General features: G+C 72.0%; 11 protein-coding genes. 9 read left to right on the forward strand and 2 right to left on the reverse strand.

What is annotated here, in order from left to right:
- The first annotated feature begins 167 nt into the window (after positions 1 to 167).
- Together ABZX96_RS10520 and glgB are read left to right on the forward strand one after the other, a co-directional pair.
- On the forward strand, positions 168 to 1,874 hold the full coding sequence (locus ABZX96_RS10520) for a maltokinase (protein WP_355541099.1): 1,707 nt from the start codon (positions 168 to 170) through the stop codon (positions 1,872 to 1,874).
- A 241-nt stretch (positions 1,875 to 2,115) separates the two neighbouring features.
- Positions 2,116 to 5,028: a 1,4-alpha-glucan branching enzyme gene (gene glgB / locus ABZX96_RS10525; protein WP_355541102.1), complete on the forward strand. Its 2,913-nt coding sequence runs from the start codon at positions 2,116 to 2,118 to the stop codon at positions 5,026 to 5,028.
- A gap of 1,008 nt (positions 5,029 to 6,036) precedes the next feature.
- Here glgB and ABZX96_RS10530 read toward each other — a convergent pair.
- A complete protein-coding gene (locus tag ABZX96_RS10530) occupies positions 6,037 to 7,446 on the reverse strand; it encodes a cation:dicarboxylase symporter family transporter (RefSeq protein ID WP_355541105.1) in 1,410 nt (469 codons plus the stop codon).
- Positions 7,447 to 7,697: 251 nt separating this feature from the next.
- Here ABZX96_RS10530 and ABZX96_RS10535 point away from each other — a divergent pair, with 251 nt between their 5' ends.
- The 6 genes from ABZX96_RS10535 to ABZX96_RS10560 all read left to right on the forward strand — a co-directional run bounded on the left by ABZX96_RS10535 (position 7,698) and on the right by ABZX96_RS10560 (position 15,855).
- Positions 7,698 to 9,059, forward strand: a complete 1,362-nt coding sequence (locus tag ABZX96_RS10535; RefSeq protein WP_355541108.1) for an extracellular solute-binding protein — start codon at positions 7,698 to 7,700, stop codon at positions 9,057 to 9,059.
- A gap of 35 nt (positions 9,060 to 9,094) precedes the next feature.
- Entirely contained in the window at positions 9,095 to 9,976 is an 882-nt protein-coding gene (locus ABZX96_RS10540) for a sugar ABC transporter permease (RefSeq protein WP_355541373.1), read from the forward strand.
- A complete protein-coding gene (locus ABZX96_RS10545; protein ID WP_355541111.1) occupies positions 9,973 to 10,815 on the forward strand; it encodes a carbohydrate ABC transporter permease in 843 nt (280 codons plus the stop codon). Before ABZX96_RS10540 ends, ABZX96_RS10545 begins: the two co-directional genes overlap by 4 nt.
- 120 nt (positions 10,816 to 10,935) lie before the next feature.
- Positions 10,936 to 11,640 carry a helix-turn-helix transcriptional regulator gene (locus tag ABZX96_RS10550; protein WP_355541114.1) on the forward strand — a complete coding sequence of 235 codons (705 nt, stop codon included), beginning with the start codon at positions 10,936 to 10,938 and terminating at the stop codon, positions 11,638 to 11,640.
- A gap of 663 nt (positions 11,641 to 12,303) precedes the next feature.
- Positions 12,304 to 13,086: an ABC transporter ATP-binding protein gene (locus ABZX96_RS10555; RefSeq protein WP_355541117.1), complete on the forward strand. Its 783-nt coding sequence runs from the start codon at positions 12,304 to 12,306 to the stop codon at positions 13,084 to 13,086.
- 207 nt (positions 13,087 to 13,293) lie between these two features.
- On the forward strand, positions 13,294 to 15,855 hold the full coding sequence (locus ABZX96_RS10560) for an FtsX-like permease family protein (protein ID WP_355541120.1): 2,562 nt from the start codon (positions 13,294 to 13,296) through the stop codon (positions 15,853 to 15,855).
- 168 nt (positions 15,856 to 16,023) lie between these two features.
- Here the strand turns inward: ABZX96_RS10560 and ABZX96_RS10565 are convergent, their stop codons facing one another.
- The gene (locus tag ABZX96_RS10565; protein ID WP_355541123.1) at positions 16,024 to 17,049 is read right to left on the reverse strand and encodes an ATP-dependent 6-phosphofructokinase; all 1,026 of its coding nucleotides are present in this window, start codon (positions 17,047 to 17,049) and stop codon (positions 16,024 to 16,026) included.
- 256 nt (positions 17,050 to 17,305) lie between these two features.
- On the opposite strand from ABZX96_RS10565, the gene pta reads away from it, so the two are divergent.
- Positions 17,306 to 19,408: a phosphate acetyltransferase gene (pta, locus tag ABZX96_RS10570; protein ID WP_355541126.1), complete on the forward strand. Its 2,103-nt coding sequence runs from the start codon at positions 17,306 to 17,308 to the stop codon at positions 19,406 to 19,408.
- Positions 19,409 to 19,484: the final 76 nt, after the last annotated feature.

Consider the following 19,484-nt stretch of genomic DNA (forward strand, 5'->3'; position numbering starts at 1 on the left):
GCCGGGTGAGCCATCGCCACACTCCACGCGTCCGGGCAGCACCTGCGCGACACGCTGCCGTACGGACGATCCTCGCCCGACACGTCCCGCACCGCCGCACAGACCAGGCCGCATTCCGGGACACTCTGCCCTACCTTGTCGTGTGCCCGGGGAAAGGACGCGACGCCATGTCGGATACCGCCTCGACCCGTGCCACCCGCACCACGCCGGATCGCCTCTCCACCAGCGCACCGGCCCTGCTGTCCTCGCTCGTCCCCCTGCTGACCGAATGGCTGCCGCGGCAGCGCTGGTTCGCGGGCAAGGGGCGCCCCGTCACCGGCTTCGAGCTGGCCTCCGCCACCGAACTGCTCCCCGTCGGAGCGGGCGGCGCCACCCCCGGGCTGCTGCACCTGCTGGTGCGGGCCCACCAGGCGAGCCCCTCCCCCCGGCAGCCCGCCACCGCCGACTGCTACCAGCTCCTGCTGGGCGTCCACAGCGCGCTGCCACCGCAGCTCGCGCCCGCCGTCATCGGCCGCCCCACCGGCGGCCCGCTCGGCGGCCGGACCGTCTACGACGCGCTGGCCGACAGCCGCCTGTGCGCCCTGCTGCTGGAACGGCTGCGGATGCCCGGCAAGCTGGGCGTCCTGCGGTTCTGCCGGGAGGAGGAGGCCGTCATCTCGTCCGGCATGCCGGCCCGCCCGCTCACCGCCGAACAGTCCAACTCCTCCGTGATCTACGGCGACGCGTACATCCTCAAGGTCTTCCGCCGCACCAGCCCCGGCGTCAACCCCGACCTGGAACTGCCCCTCGCCCTCGCCCGCGCCAAGTGCTCGCGGGTGCCCGCCCCGGCCGCGTGGTTCGAGGCCGAGCTCGACGACGCGGACGGCGAACCGGTCACCCTCGGCGTGCTCCAGCCCTTCCTGCCCGGCTCCGCCGACGGCTGGCAGCTCGCCCTGAACGCGCTGGCGCTGCGCGCCGACTTCACCAGCCCCGCGCGGGCGCTCGGCCACGCCACCGCCGAGGTGCACACCGCGCTCGCCGAAGCGCTGCCCACCGTGGAACTGCGCCGCCCGCAACTGGAGGCCATCGCCGCCGTCATGCACGAGCGGCTGGAGGCCACCGCGCAGGCGGTGCCCGCGCTGCGCCCGTACCAGGCCGGGCTGGCCGCCGCCTACGACGCCCTGACCGCCCTCGGGCACGCCGGCCGCTCCCTGCCCGCCCAGCGCATCCACGGCGACCTCCACCTCGGCCAGGCGCTGCGCTCCGTCGACGAGGGCCGCTGGTCGCTGATCGACTTCGAGGGCGAGCCGACCCGGTCGCTCGCCGAGCGGCGGCGCCCGCAGCCCGTCGTACGGGACCTCGCCGGGATGCTGCGCTCCTTCGACTACGCCGCGCACAGCGCGCCCACCAGCGGCGACGCCTGGTCACTGGAGTGGGCCCGGCGCGCCCGGGAGGCGTACTGCACCGGGTACGCGGAGGCCGGCGGGCCCGACCCACGCGCCGTCCCCGAGCTGCTGCGCGCCTACGAGACGGACAAAGCCGTCTACGAGGTCCTGTACGAGGCCCGGCACCGGCCCGACTGGCTGCCCGTCCCGATGGCCGCCATCGCGCGGCTGGCGGGCGGGGAGACGGCTCCCGGTGTGGCCGGTATTGGTGTGGCGGGGGGCGGCTCGGGCGGGCAGGGTGCGGACGGTACGGGGGCGGCGGGTGCCGTCTCCTTCGGGGTGGCGGATGCCGTCTCCGGGGCGGCGGATGCCGTCTCCTCCGGGCCGGGGGATGCCGTCGTCGGGCCGGAGGATGCCGGGTCCGGCGGGGGCGGTGCCGGGCGAGGGGGAAGCGGTGACGGCGGCTCGGGGGCGGCCGGGGGGCGCGATGCCTCCGATGGCCGTGCATGAGCCGCCCGTACCCGGCTACCCGCATCGCACGGACCGGGCCGCCGCCCGCGGACCCCGGACCGTACCCGCGCCACCGCGCACGCCCGCACCTCGCCCGGAGGGCCCCACGGCCCGACGGACACACATCCGCATATGCCCCGCCTTCGGCGGCGACCCGCGCCACCGCTGACGTCGCCGCCGACCACGGCACCGGTTCCGCCGGTGCCCCGATGCCACCGATCCCGTCGAGGAGGCTCCTCCCGTGACCGCCCGTTCGCCGTCCCGCCGTACCTCGCCCGACGCCGCGCCCGCCCGGGACACCCCGCAGCGGCCCGCGGCGCAGGGGCCCGGCGTGCCGGCCACGTTCCTGCCGGGCCAGGTCGAGCCCGCGCCCGACGGCGCCGGGGCCGACGGCTCTCCGGTCGGCGGCTCCCCGGCCGACGGTTCTCCGGCCGACGGCTCTCGGGCCGACGGCTCTCCGGCCGACCGGCACGAGGCCGGTGCCGAGGCCGTGTCGCGCGCCGGGGCCGATGCCGGGGGCCCGCCCCGCACCAGTGAAGGACCGGGTGCCGAGGCCACACTCACCGCGGCCCGCGGTGACGCGGAGTCCGCGCCGCCGCGCACGTCCGGTGGAACCGCGCGTCCGGCTCCGCCGACCGCCGATGTGGAGACCGCGTCGGCCAAGACGGCCCGTGGGCGCCGGGCTCCGGCCTCTCGCGCCTCCGGCGGCGCCCGGTCGAAGGCCGCCGATGTGAAGCCCGCGGATGACGCGAAGCCCGGAAGCGCGAAGCCTGTGGACGCGAAGCCCGCGGATACGTCGTCCGCAGACACGAAGCCCGCGGATACGAAGCCCGCGGATACGTCGTCCGCCGGGCCGTCCGTCTCCGGTCGGAAGGCCGGGGGCCCGAAGCCCGCGGACGTGCGGGCCGCCGGCCCCTCCCCCCAGGCCGCCGGTGCCCCCAAGCCCTCCGGCTCCCCCGGCGTCCGGCCCGCTCCCCCGATGGAGGGGTGGGAGCGGGACCGGCTGCTGGCCGGGACCCACCACGACCCGCACGGTCCGCTCGGCGCGCACGCCGTGCCCGGGGGCGTGCTGTTCCGGGCGCTGCGTCCGTACGCCACCTCCGTCACCGTCCTCGCGCCGGGGATCCGGGCCGAGCTGCCGCACGAGGGCGACGGGCTGTTCGCCGGGGTGCTGCCGCTGCCGGAGATCCCGGAGTACGAGCTGCTGATCGCGTACGACGGTGCCGAGGTGCGCACCCACGACCCGTACCGCTTCCTGCCCGCGCTCGGCGAACTCGACCTGCACCTGATCGCCGAGGGCTGGCACGAGCAGCTCTGGCACGCGCTCGGCGCCCGGCCGATGACCCACCAGGGCGTGACCGGCACCCGCTTCACCGTCTGGGCGCCCAACGCGCAGGGCGTCCGCGTGACCGGCAACTTCAATTACTGGGACGGCACCGGCTTCCCCATGCGCTCGCTGGGCTCGTCCGGCGTCTGGGAGCTGTTCGTGCCGGGGCTGGGCGAGGGCGAGCTGTACAAGTTCGACATCGCGCGGCCGGACGGCTCGCACACGCTGCGGGCCGACCCGATGGCCCGGCGTACGGAGGCGCCGCCCGCCAACGCCTCGGTCGTGGACGTGAGCCGCCACGAGTGGCACGACCAGGAGTGGATGTCCCGGCGCGCCGAGCGCCCCGTCCACCAGGCGCCGTTCTCCGTGTACGAGGTGCACCTGGCGTCCTGGCGGCCCGGGCTGTCCTACCGGGAGATCGCCGAGCAGCTTCCCGCGTACGTCGCCGAGCTGGGCTTCACGCACGTCGAGCTGCTGCCGGTCGCCGAGCACCCCTTCGGCGGCTCGTGGGGCTACCAGGTCACCGGCTTCTACGCGCCCACGGCCCGGCTGGGCACGCCGGACGACTTCCGGTACCTGGTCGACACGCTGCACCAGGCCGGCATCGGCGTCCTCATGGACTGGGTGCCCGCGCACTTCCCGCGCGACGACTGGGCGCTCGCCGAGTTCGACGGGCGGACGCTGTACGAGCACGAGGACCCGGCGCGGGCGGCACACCCCGACTGGGGGACGCTGGAGTTCGACTACGGGCGGACGGAGGTCCGCAACTTCCTGGTGGCCAACGCCGTCTACTGGTGCGAGGAGTTCCACATCGACGGGCTGCGGGTGGACGCCGTCGCCTCGATGCTCTACCTCGACTACTCCCGGGAGAGCGGCGAGTGGACGCCCAACGTCCACGGCGGCCGGGAGAACCTGGACGCCGTCGCCTTCCTCCAGGAGATGAACGCCACCGTGTACCGGCGGTGCCCCGGCGTCGTCACCATCGCGGAGGAGTCCACCGCATGGGACGGGGTCACCCGTGCCACCCACCACACCGGGCCGGGCGGCTTCGGCGGGCTGGGCTTCGGGCTGAAGTGGAACATGGGCTGGATGCACGACTCGCTCGTATACATGTCCAAGGAGCCGGTGCACCGCAAGTACCACCACGGCGAGATGACCTTCGCCATGGTCTACGCGTACTCCGAGAACTACGTGCTGCCGATCTCGCACGACGAGGTGGTGCACGGCAAGCGGTCGCTGGTCTCCAAGATGCCGGGCGACTGGTGGCAGCAGCGTGCCAACCACCGCGCGTACCTCGGCTACATGTGGGCGCATCCGGGCAAGCAGCTGCTGTTCATGGGGCAGGAGTTCGCGCAGGGGGCGGAGTGGTCGGAGAGCGGCGGGCCGGACTGGTGGTTGCTGGATCCGGCGTACCCGGCGGAGCCGGATCATCGGGGCGTCCGGGACCTTGTGCGCGACCTGAACGCGCGTTACCGGGAGACGCCCGCTCTGTGGGAGCGGGATACCGATCCGGGTGGGTTCCGGTGGATCGATGGCTCGCTGAGTGACGACAACGTGTTTCCGTTCATCCGCTATGACGCCGAAGGCGCTCCGCTGATCTCGGTGTCCAACTTCTCGCCGGTGGTGCGGGAGGGGTATCGGCTGGGGGTGCCGGAGCATGTCACGGGGTGGCGTGAGGTGCTGAACACGGACGAGTCGCGGTACGGCGGGTCCGGGGTGATCAACCCGGGGTCGCTGCTGCCTACGGGGAAACCGGCCCACGGGTTCCCCGTCTCCCTTGCCCCGGTGTTGCCGCCGCTGGCGACGATCTGGTTGCGGCCGGCCTGAGGGAGCTCAGGGGGCTTAGGCGGGCGGCCCCGCCTCGCGTGGTGGGCGCGGGGTGGGGTCGTTCCTTTTTCCGATACGCGTGGCGTTTGTGGCGGTTTGTGGTGGGGTGCCGATTCTCCGGTTTGCTCGGCTTCTCCGGCTTGCCTGGCTTGCCCGGTCTTCGGCCGGGGGTCGGTTCGCCTTCGGCGGGATGGGGGTGCGGGGTGGACGCTTCGTGTGTTCGGGGTCGGGGCCGCCCCGGGGTACCTCCTCGCGGCAGTTGCGCTTACCCGACGAGATCTTGAGTCGGGGCCGCCGCGCCCCAGTCCGCTGCGGGGGCACCCCGGGACGTCCCCTTCCGTCGGTTGCGCGCCCACCCCTTGTGGGAGGTGAAAAGCCCAACGGGTCGGCCCGCCTTCACCATCAAGCCCATCCGGCGCAATACCAAGCCCGCCCGGCGCAATATCAAGCCCGTCCGGCGCAACACCAAGCCCGTCCGGCGCTTGAGGACACCCCACCAAGGCCCTTCACCAATCGACGAACGGAGGTCGCCAAAATCCAGCCCGTCCGGCGCTTGAGGACAACGCCCCCGGCGTTCACCGGGCCCGCGTACCGCCCCCACCCAACGAACGACACCCCACCAAAACCCAGCCCGTCCGGCGCTTGAGGACACCCCACCAAGGCGCATCACCAACCGACGAACGGAAGTCGCCAAAACCCAGCCCGTCCGGCGCTTGAGGACAACGCCCCCGGCGTTCACCGGGCCCGCGTACCGCCCCCAACCAACGAACGCCGCCCCACCAAAATCCAGCCCGTCCGGCGATTGAGGACACCCCACCAAGGCGCATCACCAACCGACGAACGGAAGTCGCCAAAACCCAGCCCGTCCGGCGCTTGAGGACACCCCACGAAAGCGCTTCACCAATCGACGAACGGAGGTCGGCAAGTCCCAGCCCGTCCGGCGCTTGAGGACAACGCCCCCGGCGTTCACCGGGCCCGCAGGCGGAAGCGTGCGCCGAGGCGGCCGGGCTACACCCCCGCCGGCTCCTTGGCTTCCGGGCCGCCCGGGTGCCGGTCGGGGCCGGTGGGTTCGGGGGACGCCCCGTGCCCGTCCGCCGCGAGCGTCGTCTCGTCGAACGGCAGGCGGCCTGCCAAGACCTCCGTCACCCGCGCCTTGTCGATCTCCTTGGTCCACGTGCCGACCAGCACCGTCGCCACCGCATTGCCCGCGTAATTCGTCAGCGCGCGCGCTTCGCTCATGAAGCGGTCGATGCCGACGATGAGGCCGACGCCGTCGACCAGTTCCGGCCGGTGGGACTGGAGGCCACCGGCCAGCGTGGCGAGTCCCGCGCCCGTGACGCCCGCCGCGCCCTTCGAGGCGATGATCATGAAGGCGAGGAGCGAGATCTGCTCGCCGAGGGCCAGCGGCTTGCCCATGGCCTCGGCGATGAACAGGGAGGCCATCGTCAGGTAGATCGCGGTGCCGTCGAGGTTGAAGCTGTAGCCGGTCGGGACGGTGACGCCGACGACCGGTTTGCTCACGCCCAGGTGCTCCATCTTGGCGATGAGCCGGGGCAGCGCGGATTCGGACGAGGAGGTGGAGAGGATGAGCAGGAACTCACGGGCCAGGTACTTCAGCAGCTTGAAGATGTTCACGCCGGCGACCAGGCGGAGCAGCGTTCCCAGGACGACCACCACGAACAGCAGGCAGGTCACGTAGAAACCGATCATGATGACGGCCAGGGACTTCAGCGCGTCCACGCCGGTCGCGCCGACCACGGCGGCGATCGCGCCGAAGGCGCCCACCGGCGCCGCCCACATGATCATCGACAGCACGCGGAAGACCAGCCGCTGCACGTGCCCGATGCCGCGCAGCACCGGTTCGCCCGCCGCTCCCATCGCCTGGAGTCCGAAGCCGACCAGCAGCGCCACCAGCAGCGTCTGGAGCACCTCGCCCTGGGTGAAGGCGGAGACCAGCGTGGTCGGGATGATGCCGAGCAGGAACTCGGAGGTGGACTCCGCCTCGCCTTCCGTCTGCGCCTGGCCCGCGTGCCGCAGCGCGTCCGTCAGGTGGAGGCCGGAGCCGGGCTCCAGGACGTTGCCGACCAGCAGGCCTATCGCAAGGGCGACGGTGGACATCACCAGGAAGTAGCCGAGCGCGAGGCCGCCGACCGCGCCGACCTTGGCGGCCTTGCGGACCGAGCCGACGCCCAGCACGATCGTGCAGAAGATCACCGGCGAGATCATCATCTTGATGAGGTTGACGAAGCCGGTGCCCAGCGGTTTGAGCTCGACGGCGAAGCCGGGGGCGGCGAGCCCGACGACGACACCGACGAGCACCGCGACGATGACGGCGATGTACAGGTAATGGGTCCGGTCCCGCCGCTTCGGTGGGGCCGTTTCGGCGGTCGCCCCGGACGGTGGGGTCTGTGCGGCCACGACTGTCTCCTCAAGTGTTCGGTGCGGCGCGGCTCCCGTCCGAGGACGGGGGCCGCGCCGATGACGCTGACGTGCGGCTCGTGGTCGTCCGCGGGTGCGGGCGTGCCAGGAGTCCCGGCGACTATGCACGTCACGCGGGCCGCCCGCCACCCTCCGTCACGTTTCGCCGCCGCTCACCGCCCCATTGACCCCGAACCGGCCGTGACTTACGGTCACCGGGCATACCCTCGGCGTCAGTTGGAGGTCGTGTCGTGCGCCCCACCACCCCGCTGGTTCTCCTCGCCGCCGCCATCGTGGCCGCGGGCACGCTCACGGCCTGCGGCAGCGGGTCCGAGGGCGACAAGAACACCGTCAAGGTCGCCTTCCCCAAGGACACCAACAACAAGGTCACGGTCCGGGACGACTACGTCGAGCTGGTGGCCCGGCAGTTCGAGAAGGCGCACTCCGGGAAGAAGGTCAAGATCATCCCGATCCAGGCGTCGGAGAACGACTACTACGCCAAGATCCAGCAGATGATGCGCTCCCCGAAGACCGCCCCGGACGTGGTCTATGAGGACACGTTTTTGATCAATTCGGACATCAAGGCCGGGCTGCTGCGGCCACTGGACTCGTATCTGCGCGGGTGGGCGGACTGGGAGCAGTTCCAGCAGAATGCGAAGGACGCGGCCAAGGGGCAGGACGGCCGTACGTACGGCGTTCCGGACGGGACGGACACCCGTGGCCTGTGGTTCAACAAGAAGATCTTCGCGAAGGCCGGGCTGCCCGCCCAGTGGCGCCCCCGCACCTGGGACGAGGTGCTGGACGCGGCCCGCACGATCAAGGAGAAGGTCCCCGGCGTCATCCCGCTGAACGTCTTCACCGGCAAGGGCGCGGGCGAGGCCGCCGTCATGCAGGGCTTCGAGATGCTGCTGTACGGGACGGGACGGGATCCGCTCTACGACCCGGCGACGAAGAAGTGGGTCACCGGCAGCAAGGGGTTCAAGGACAGCCTGACGTTCATCGACACCGTCTACTCGGAGAAGCTGGGCCCGGAGCTCTCCGACGCGCTGAGCCCCAACATCCAGACGAACGTCGTGACCGAACTCCTTCCCAGCGGCAAGCTCGCGATCGATCTGGACGGTTCCTGGCTGGGCCAGCAGTGGCAGCCGACCGGCGGGAAGCCCTGGCCGGAGTGGTCCACGACGCTGGGCCAGGCGCCCTTCCCGACGCAGCGCGGCACGGCGCCCGGTCGGGTCAGCCTCTCGGGCGGCTGGACGTGGTCGGTGCCCGCCAAGGCCCAGCAGCCCGACCTCGCCTGGGAGCTCATCAAGACCCTGCAGAGCAAGACGAACGCCGTGGAGTGGTGCGTCCGGGGCGCGCAGATCGCGGTGCGCCGGGACGTGGCCGCCGATCCGAAGTACCTGAAGTCCATCCCCGGCATCAAGTTCTTCACGGACCTGGTGTCGATCAGCCGGTACCGGCCGGCGCTGCCCGAGTACCCGAAGGTCTCGGCGTCCATCGGGGAGGCGATGGAGGCGGTGACGGCCGGTGACTCCTCGCCCGCGGAGGCCGCCGGGGACTACGACCGGCAGTTGCCGTCCCTGGTGGGCGACCAGGTCGTGGCCCGGCCGTGAGCCCGGACGGGGGGCGGGCCGCCCGGCCGGGCGCGATACCCCGCGCGGGCGGCGCGGCGCTCCGCCGGGGGCTGCTGCGCTGGTCGCCGCTGGCCCCGGCCACGATCCTGCTGCTGCTCTTCCTCGCCGGGCCCATCGCCTACTGCGTCGTCATCGCGTTCACCGACACCCAGCTCACCGGCCAGGAGTCGGCGTCCTTCGTCGGGTTCGACAACTTCACCCGCGCCTTCGGCGACCCGGCCTTCCGCAACGCCGTGGTGCTCACGCTCGTGTTCACCCTCGTCTCCGCCGTGCTGGGGCAGAACACGCTGGGGCTGGCGCTAGCGGGGCTGATGCGGCGCGCGTCCCGGCCGGTGCGGACGCTGACGGGGGCGATGGTGATCACGGCATGGGTGCTGCCGGAGATCGTCGCCGGGTTCCTGCTCTACACCTTCTTCGCCCGGCGCGGCACGCTGAACGCCGTACTGGACTGGCTGGGCCTGCCCGAGCAGAACTGGCTGTTCACCCTGCCCATCCTCGCCGTCTCCTTCGCCAACGTCTGGCGCGGCACGGCGTTCTCCATGCTCATCTACTCCGCCGCCCTCTCCGAGATCCCCCAGGAGGTCACCGAGTCCGCCGAGGTGGACGGCGCCGGCGGGATCCGGCGCCTGTGGCACATCACCCTCCCGATGATCCGGCGCTCCATCGGGACGAACCTCATGCTCAACACCCTCCAGACGCTCTCCGTCTTCGGGCTGATCTGGGCCATGACGCGCGGCGGACCCGGCAACCGCAGCCAGACATTGCCGGTGTTCATGTACGACCAGGCGTTCTTGAAGTCCCTGATCGGCTACGGCACGGCGGTGGCGCTGCTCCTGCTGGTGGTGGGGGCGCTGTTCTCGGTGGTCTACCTGCGGCTGATGCGGGAGGAGACGTGAGCCGGGCGTTCCGGCTGCGGCGCCGCACCCGCCGTCGGCTCGCCGCGGATCTGGGGCTGCTGGTCGTGGCGGTGGCGTTCGCCGTTCCGCTGGCCTGGCTGGTGTTCTCGTCCCTGGACGCCGAGGCGACGCTGCGGGTCCAAGTGCCCCAGGCGCCCACCCTGGACAACTTCTCGTCCGTCCTCACCGACGAGATCACCTTCACGCCGATGCTCAACAGCCTGCTGCTGTGCGGCGGCGCGACGCTGGTGACGGTGGTGTGCGCGGCGCTGGCGGCCTATCCGCTCTCCCGTTACCGCTCCCGGTTCGCCCGCCCCTACCTGCTGACCATCCTGTTCTCCACCTGCCTGCCGATCACCGCGATCATGGTGCCGGTCTACGGCCTGTTCGTCCGGGTCAACCTCGTCGACACCTTCCACGGCACCGCGCTGTTCCTGGCCACCGCGCAACTCCCGTTCGCGATCTGGCTGATGAAGAACTTCATGGACGGCGTACCGCACGTCCTGGAGGAGGCCGCCTGGACGGACGGCGCCTCCTGGTCGCAGACGCTGCTGCGGGTCATCCTGCCCCTGATGGGCCCCGGCCTGACCGTCGTGACGATCTACACCTTCATCATGATGTGGGGCAATTTCTTCGTCCCGTTCATGCTGCTGCTCACCCCGGACCAGCTCCCCGCCTCCGTCAGCATCTTCACTTTCTTCGGCAACTACGGGGCCATCGCCTTCGGCCAGCTCGCCGCGTTCTCGATCCTGTATTCGACGCCGGTGATTCTGCTGTACGTGCTGATCTCCCGGCGCCTGGGGGGCGGGTTCGCACTGGGTGGGGCGGTGAAGGGGTGAGGCGCGGCATCCATAGGTAGGAGGGCACCACTCCCCGCCGCCGGGCCGCCCGTACCTTCCTACGACTTCTTGCCTTGGGCCTCCGCACCATAGGTCCCCGGGGCCCCTCCCTCGTACCGTGTGCCGGTGACCACGCACGCCGCGCCCGGAAACCGGCCCCCCTTCGACGCCGGGGCCGCCCGTCGGCTGCGCGAGGCGCTCGGCATGACGCCGACGCACGTCGCGTACGGCATCTGGTCCGCGTACGGCATCCAGGTCTCGCCCGCGACCGTGGCCGCGTGGGAGCTGGGCGAGGAGTCCCCCACCGAGCGGGAGCTGACCGCGCTGGCCGGAGCGCTGTGGTGCGCGCCCGCCGACCTGATGGGCGCGCCCGGCACCCTGCGCGAGCACCGCCTCGCCCGCGGCCTGGGCCCCGAGGAACTGGCCCAGCGGATCGCCATGGACGCGGCCGTCTACGAACGCATCGAGACCACCGGCGAGTGGACCGGCACCGACCGCCAGGCCGAGCGGCTGGCCGCCGCCCTCGACCTGCCACTGCGCGCCCTCCTCCACCTCACCGGCCGCGACACCCGGCTCGCCGCGCTGCTGCGGGACGCCGTCACCACCCGCTGGCAGGCGTACGTCCGCCCGGTCGGCAAGCTGGTCCCCCTGCCGAAGCCCCGTCTCCAAAACGTGCTGCGCGACCTCTACGACACCTACCAGTCGCACATGACCGGGACACTGGTCTGGGGCGACGGCACGAGCGCCACCACGTCCCGGGAGACCGGACAGGCGTTCCTGGACGGCATCCTGGGCTCATTCTGGGAGCGCGTCGACCGCTTGTGAGGCCATCCGGCGTGCCGGGCCGGTGCCGAGGAACCAAAGGGCTTCCGGTGGCCGGTGGTCTCGCCTCCCCCGCGCGGTGAGGCAGCGGGGCGACTGTGAGACGGGGCTCCCGGCCTCCACGGCCCGACATGACGGTTGCCCCCACAAACGGCACCGACCAAAAACGGGCCGACCCGAATCTTTTCCACCCCCCACAAGGGGCGGACGCGCAACCGACGGAAGGGGACGTCCCGGGGTGCCCCCGCAGCGGACTGGGGCGCGGCGGCCGGTGACCTACATAGCGTCGGGTAAGCGCAACTGCCGCGAGGAGGTACCCCGGGGCGGCCCCGACCCCAAAACACACCGGGCGTCCGCCCCACACACCCCCTCCCGCCGAAGGCGAAACAACGGCAGGGACGCCGTCGTTCCACGCGCTGCGCCAAGCACGGAAGGGACATCGGGGCGCAAGACCTCGAAACGCCGGACCGACGCGGGCCCGCGGGCCCCGCCCCCCGTAGCCCCCCAGTCGGACCCCCGTCCATCCAGAGGATGACGCGGGCCCCGGGACATGGGACTACAGACCACCCAATTTTCGGCACCCGGGGCCGAGGCGGCAACTGACCTGCACCTTCACCATGGGAGAGCACGTTTTCCGTCCCCCACTTCCGTATCCAGGAGTCCCCCGTGTCGCACGCGGCAGCCTTCCCCGCCCCCGCCCGAGCCACCGCGGCCGTCGCCGCCCGCGCCACGGGCCTGAGCAAGGTCTACGGGCAGGGTGACACCCGTGTCGTGGCGCTGGACAACGTGTCCGTCGAGTTCGGGCGGGCGCGGTTCACCGCGATCATGGGGCCGTCCGGGTCCGGCAAGTCGACGCTGATGCACTGCATGGCCGGGCTGGACTCCATATCGTCCGGCTCGGCCCGCATCGGCGACGTGGAGCTCGCCGGGCTGAACGACAAGCGGCTCACCCAGCTCCGCCGGGACCGGATCGGCTTCGTTTTCCAGGCGTTCAACCTGCTGCCGACGCTGACCGCCGCCGAGAACATCACGCTGCCCCTGGACATCGCGGGCCGCAAGCCCGACCGGCAGTGGCTGGAGTCGGTCATCCAGACGGTGGGGCTGGGCGGCCGGCTGGGGCACCGTCCGGCGCAGCTCTCCGGCGGCCAGCAGCAGCGGGTGGCGGTGGCCCGCGCGCTGGTCTCCCAGCCGGAGATCATCTTCGCGGACGAGCCGACCGGCAACCTCGACTCCCGCTCCGGCGCCGAGGTGCTGGGCTTCCTGCGCGAGTCGGTGCAGGCCATGGGCCAGACGATCGTGATGGTCACGCACGACCCGGTCGCCGCCTCGTACGCGGACCGGGTGGTCTTCCTCGCCGACGGCCGGATCGTGGACGAGCTGCATGAGCCGACCGCGGACGCCGTCCTGGACCGGATGCGCCTGTTCGACGCCAAGGGCCGGACGAGCTGACGCCGGGCCGACGTACCGACGTACCAACGCCCCGACGTACCGACGCCCCGACGTACCGACGTACCGACGTACCGACGGCCGAACGAGCCCGACGCCAAGCCGACACTCCGGCACCCCGACGGCCGGACGGCCGGACAAGCCGCCCGGGCCGTCCCACCGGCGCACCGACCGCCCCTCCCCTCCCCCACCAGGACTGACACCACCACCATGTTCCGTACCGCTCTGCGCAACCTCCTCGCGCACAAGGCACGCTTGATGATGACCGCGCTCGCGGTCCTGCTCGGCGTCGCGTTCGTCTCCGGCACCCTCGTCTTCAGCGACACCGTGGGCGAGGCCGTCAAGAACGCCGCCATGAAGAACCTCAAGGACGTCGCCGTCTCCGTCCAGGCGACGGACACCGGCCCGAGGGACGGCGCCGAGGACGAGCGGCCCACCACCGCCCTGGACAACGCGCTGGCCGCGAAGATCCGCGCGCTGCCCGGCGTCGCCTCGCTGCGCGCCTCCGTCAACGGCCACGCCACCGTCGCGGGCAAGGACAACCAGCCCATCGGCGACAGCTGGCGCAACCTCGCCGCCAACTACCAGCCCGGCCCGGACGGCAAGGACCCCCGCTACCCGCTCGCGTCGGGCCGCGGCCCGGCCGGTCCCGGCGAGATCGTGCTGGACACCGGCACCGCCGAGACGGGCGGCCTCAAGCTCGGCGACTCCGTGCGCTTCGCCACCGACGGCCCGGCCCTGCACAAGAAGCTCGTCGGCCTGGTCAACACCGACGACCCGCAGGTCACGGCCGGCGGCAGCCTGGCGCTGTTCGACACCGCGACCGCGCAGCGGCTGTTCCTGAGCCCGGGCAAGTACGACGAGTTCGTGGTGGCGGCCACGCCCGGCACCGACCAGCACAAGCTGACCGCCGACGTCCGCGCCCTGCTCCCGAAGGACAAGGCGCAGGCCACCAGCGGCGCCGACATGGCCGCCGAGCAGTCCCGCTGGATCGAGCAGTCCAACGAGTCGCTGAGCAAGACGCTGCTGACCTTCGCGGGCATCGCACTGTTCGTCGGCGTCTTCATCATCGCCAACACCTTCACCATGCTCATCTCGCAGCGCTCCCGCGAGATCGCGCTGCTGCGCGCGGTCGGCGCCTCGCGGCGCCAGGTGGTGCGCTCGGTGCTGGTCGAGGCGGGGCTGCTGGGCCTGGTCTCGTCGGTGATCGGGTTCGCGCTGGGGACGGGGATCGCGGTCGGGCTGCGGGCGATCCTCAACGCCAACGGGGCCGGGTTCCCGGACGGCCCGCTGGTCATCGCGCCCGCCACCGTCCTGTGGGCGCTGGCCACCGGCGTCGTGGTCACCGTGCTGGCCGCCTGGCTGCCCTCCCGCAAGGCCGCCAAGATCGCGCCGGTGGAGGCGCTCAACTCGGTGGACGCCACCCCGGCCACCCGGAGCCTGGTGATCCGCAACGTCCTGGGCGCGGTGATCACCGGTCTCGGCGTCACGCTGATGCTCTACCTGGCGGCCAACGGCACGAGCGACGACATGATGATCGGCATGGCCGGAGCGGCCCTGACGGTCATCGGCATGATCATCCTTGCGCCGCTGCTGTCCCGGCCGCTGGTCGCGCTGGCCGGCGTCGTCACCACCCGCCTGTTCGGCGTCAGCGGCAAGCTGGCCCGGCAGAACGCGCTGCGCAACCCGCGCCGCACCGCCGCCACCGCCTCGGCCCTGATGGTCGGCCTGACCCTGATCACCGGCATCACGGTCGTCGGGATCTCCGGCCAGACCGCGATGGACAAGATGGCCGCCAAGGACTTCCAGGCCGACTACAAGGTCACCACGACCAACTTCTCCGGCCTGGACGCCAAGCGCTCCGAGGCGGTGCGCGACGTCCCGGGCGTGGCGGCGGTGGCCCCCCTGCGCTCGATGGGCTTCGAAGTCGAGGGCGGGAAGGGCGACGCGTACACCAACCTCATGGGCACGGACCTCTCCCAGATCGGCAAGGTCACCGATGTGCGGGTGACCAGCGGTTCGCTGGACGCGGTGCGCGGTGACGCGGTCGCGGTGTCCGCGTCCAAGGCCAAGGAGATGGGCTGGAAGCCCGGCGACCGCATCCGGATGTCCTTCTTCAACGAGAAGAAGGCCACAGCGCGCGTCGCCGCCGTCTACGAGGACAACGAGGTCCTGGGCAACGTCGTCGGCCCCACCGCCCTGGTGGACCCGTTCCTCAAGCCCGTCAAGAACGACGAACTGCTCGTCAAGGTCGACGGCGGCCCGTCCGCCGAGGCGGCGAAGAAGATCCGCGCCGCGCTGGGCGACAGCCCGCTGCTGAAGGTGCAGGACCGCGCGGACCTGCGCCGCGAGAACGCCGGCAACATCAACACGATGCTGAACATGGTCTACGGCCTGCTCGCCATGGCCGTCCTGATCGCGGTCGTGGGCGTCGTCAACACCCTGGCGATGTCGGTCTTCGAGCGCACCCGCGAGATCGGGATGCTGCGCGCGATCGGCCTGGGCCGGGACGGCGTCAAGCGGATGGTCCGCCTGGAGTCGGTGGTGATCTCGCTGTTCGGCGCGGTGCTGGGCGTGGCCGTGGGCGTCTTCCTGGCCTGGGCCGGCGGCAGCATGGCCGGCGGCTCGATGCCCACGTACGAGATGGTCCTGCCCTGGGGCCGGATCGGGCTGTTCCTGCTGATCGCCCTGGTGGTCGGCGTCCTGGCCGCCGTCTGGCCGGCCCGCCGCGCGGCCCGGCTGAACATGCTGGAGGCGATCGGGGCGCACTGAGGCCCTGAGGCCCGCGTTCGGGCCGCTGCGTACGAGTCCCCGTCCCCGGTCGTGGGGGCGGGGGCTCGTACGGATGCGTACGAAGCTCCGCAAGGGCCGGGCCGGTACGGCATACGAGACGGCGCCCCTCCTCACCCAAGGAGGGGCGCCGTCCCACGTACAGAAGGATCAGAAGACCGACTCGGCCTCGTCCATCCGCGACTCCGGCACGGTCTTCAGCTCGGTGACCGCCTCGGCCAGCGGCACCATCGTGATGTCGGTGCCGCGCAGCGCGGTCATCATGCCGAACTCGCCGCGGTGCGCGGCCTCCACGGCGTGCCAGCCGAAGCGGGTGGCGAGCACCCGGTCGTAGGCGGTGGGGGTGCCGCCGCGCTGGACGTGGCCGAGGATGACGGGGCGGGCCTCCTTGCCGAGGCGGCGCTCCAGTTCGACGGCGAGGGTGTTGCCGATGCCCTGGAAGCGCTCGTGGCCGTACTGGTCGATCTCGCCCTTGGCGTAGTCCATGGTGCCGTCGGCCGGGTGCGCGCCCTCGGCGACGCAGATGACCGCGAACTTCTTGCCGCGCGAGAAGCGCTCCTGGACCATCGCGACCAGGTCGTTGACGTCGAAGGGGCGCTCGGGCAGGCAGATGCCGTGGGCGCCGCCGGCCATGCCGGACTCCAGCGCGATCCAGCCCGCGTGGCGGCCCATGACCTCGACGACCATGACGCGCTGGTGCGACTCGGCGGTGGTCTTCAGGCGGTCGATGGCCTCGGTGGCCACGCCGACGGCGGTGTCGAAGCCGAAGGTGCGGTCGGTGGAGGAGATGTCGTTGTCGATGGTCTTGGGCACGCCCACGACCGGCATCCCGGCGTCGGAGAGCATCCGGGCGGCGGTGAGGGTGCCCTCGCCGCCGATGGGGATGAGCACGTCGATGCCGTAGTCCTTGGACAGGTCCTTGGCGTTCTCGCAGGCCTCGCGCAGCCGGGCGCGCTCCAGGCGGGCGGAGCCCAGGATGGTGCCGCCGCGGGCGAGGATGCCGCTGACGGCGTCCAGGTCGAGCTTGCGGTGGCGGCCGTCGAGCAGGCCCTTGAAGCCGTCCTCGAAACCGATGACCTCGTCGCCGTGCTCGGTGAGGGCACGGTGCACCACCGACCGGATCACAGCATTGAGGCCGGGGCAGTCGCCGCCCGCGGTGAGGACTCCGATACGCATCGTGCTGTGTCTCCTGTGCTCGCTGTTGGTTCTTGTGAGCTTGTCCGATTGTTTCACGGGCCGTGTGGGCATGTCCCCACAGCCCCGTGGACCCCGGGTGCCCCAGATGTCGGATGCCTCCCGTCCGTCCCGTGCGATTTCTTACGTCAGACTGGAGGAGCGACCTAGCCACCCGCACGGGTATTGTCAAGGGGGGCAAGCCCACCATAACGGGTATTTTGACCTTGCGAGCAACGGAATGGATCGGAGAGCACGCGTGACGCGCAGCGTGTACGTGACCGGGATCGAACGCGGCGACGGCCGCCAGGTCATCGAGCTGGGAGTCATGGAGCTCCTGACCCGCCATGTGGACCGGGTCGGGGTCTTCCGCCCACTGGTCCATGACGGTCCCGACCGCCTGTTCGAGGTCCTGCGGGCCCGTTACCGGCTCAGCCAGCCCGCGGACACCGTATACGGCATGTCGTACCAGGAGGCCAGCGCCCTCCAGGCCGAACGCGGCACGGACGAGCTGGTGTCCCGGCTCGTGGAGCGCTTCCACCGGGTGGCCCGGGACCACGAGTACGTCCTCGTGCTCGGCACCGACTTCAACGCCACCAACCTCCCGGCCGAGCTGAACCTCAACGCCCGGCTGGCCAACGAGTTCGGCGCCGCGCTGCTGCCGGTCGTCGGCGGCCTGGGCCAGACCGCCGAGTCGGTGCGGGCCGAGGCGCGCAACGCCTACCGCGCCTACCACGCGCTGGGCTGCGACGTGGTGGCCATGGTGCTGAACCGGGTGGCCTCCGAGGACCGCGCCGCCCTCGCCGAGCAGCTCGGCGCCCAGCTCCCCGTCCCCTGCTACGCCCTCCCCGAGGACGGCTCGCTCTCGGCCCCGACCGTCGGCCAGATCGTGCAGACCCTGGACGCCGAGATCCTGCTCGGCGACGACTCCGGGCTCGCCCGCGACGTGCGCGACTTCGTCTTCGGCGGCGCCATGCTGCCGACCTTCCTCCAGGCGCTGACCCCCGGCTGCCTGGTCGTGACCCCCGGCGACCGCGCCGACCTGGTCATCGGCGCGCTGGCCGCGCACAGCGCCGGCGCCCCGCCGATCGCGGGCGTGCTGCTGACCCTGGACGAGCGGCCCGGCCCGGACATCCTGGCGCTGGCCACCCGCCTCGCCCCCGGCACGCCGGTGATCTCGGTGCCCGGCGGCTCCTTCCCGACCGCCGAGCAGCTCTTCGCCATCGAGGGCAAGCTGACCGCCTCCTCGCCGCGCAAGGCGGAGACGGCCCTCGGCCTGTTCGAGCGGCACATCGACACCGCCGAGCTGACGAACCTCATCTCCGTGGCCCGCTCCAGCCGCGTCACGCCGATGATGTTCGAGCACGAGCTGATCGAGCGCTCCCGCTCCGCCCGCCGCCGCGTGGTGCTGCCCGAGGGCAGCGAGGAGCGCGTGCTGCGCGCCGCGGACGTGCTGCTGCGCCGCGACGTGTGCGACCTGACGCTGCTGGGCGAGGAGGACGCGATCCGCAAGCGCGCCGCCGACCTGGCCATCGACCTGGCGGACGCGCAGATCATCGACCCGCAGACCTCCGAGCTGCGGGAACGTTTCGCCGCCCTGTACGCCAAGCTGCGCGCCCACAAGGGCGTCACCTACGAGCTGGCCTACGACGTGGTCGCCGACGTCTCCTACTTCGGCACCCTGATGGTGCAGGAGGGCCTGGCCGACGGCATGGTCTCCGGCGCGGTGCACTCCACCGCCGCCACCATCCGCCCGTCCTTCGAGATCATCAAGACCAAGCCGGGCGCCCAGATCGTCTCGTCCGTCTTCTTCATGTGCCTGGCCGACCGGGTGCTCGTCTACGGCGACTGCGCGGTCAACCCGGACCCGAACGCCGAGCAGCTCGCCGACATCGCCATCCAGTCCGCGACCACCGCCGCCCAGTTCGGCGTCGAGCCGCGGATCGCGATGCTCTCGTACTCCACCGGCACCTCCGGCTCCGGCGCGGACGTGGACAAGGTCCGCAAGGCCACCGAGATCGTCCGCTCCCTGCGCCCGGACCTGCTGGTCGAGGGCCCGATCCAGTACGACGCGGCGGTGGACGCCGCAGTGGCGGCCACCAAGCTCCCGGACTCCGAGGTCGCGGGCCGCGCCACCGTCCTGGTCTTCCCCGACCTGAACACCGGGAACAACACCTACAAGGCCGTCCAGCGCTCCGCCGGCGCGGTCGCCGTCGGCCCGGTCCTGCAGGGCCTGCGCAAGCCCGTCAACGACCTCTCGCGCGGCGCGCTGGTGCAGGACATCGTCAACACGGTGGCGATCACCGCCATCCAGGCGCAGGGTGCCCCCTCCGCCGACCCGGCCGCGCCCGCCGCGAGCTGAACCCGGGCGGGGTTCCGCGCCCCGCCGCCGTCCCGGCGCGTGCGGACCCTCCGTGCGCGCCCCGACTTCCGTACGC

This window comes from Streptomyces sp. NPDC003077 (genome assembly GCF_040611095.1).
Classification (GTDB): Bacteria; Actinomycetota; Actinomycetes; order Streptomycetales; family Streptomycetaceae; genus Streptomyces.

What these genes read in the sequence shown, in the direction of transcription:
- ABZX96_RS10520 (WP_355541099.1), top strand. Translation starts at nt 168, where the DNA reads ATGTCGGATACCGCCTCGACCCGTGCCACCCGCACCACGCCGGATCGC.
- ABZX96_RS10560 (WP_355541120.1), top strand. Translation starts at nt 13,294, where the DNA reads ATGTTCCGTACCGCTCTGCGCAACCTCCTCGCGCACAAGGCACGCTTG.
- ABZX96_RS10565 (WP_355541123.1), bottom strand. Translation starts at nt 17,049, where the DNA reads ATGCGTATCGGAGTCCTCACCGCGGGCGGCGACTGCCCCGGCCTCAAT.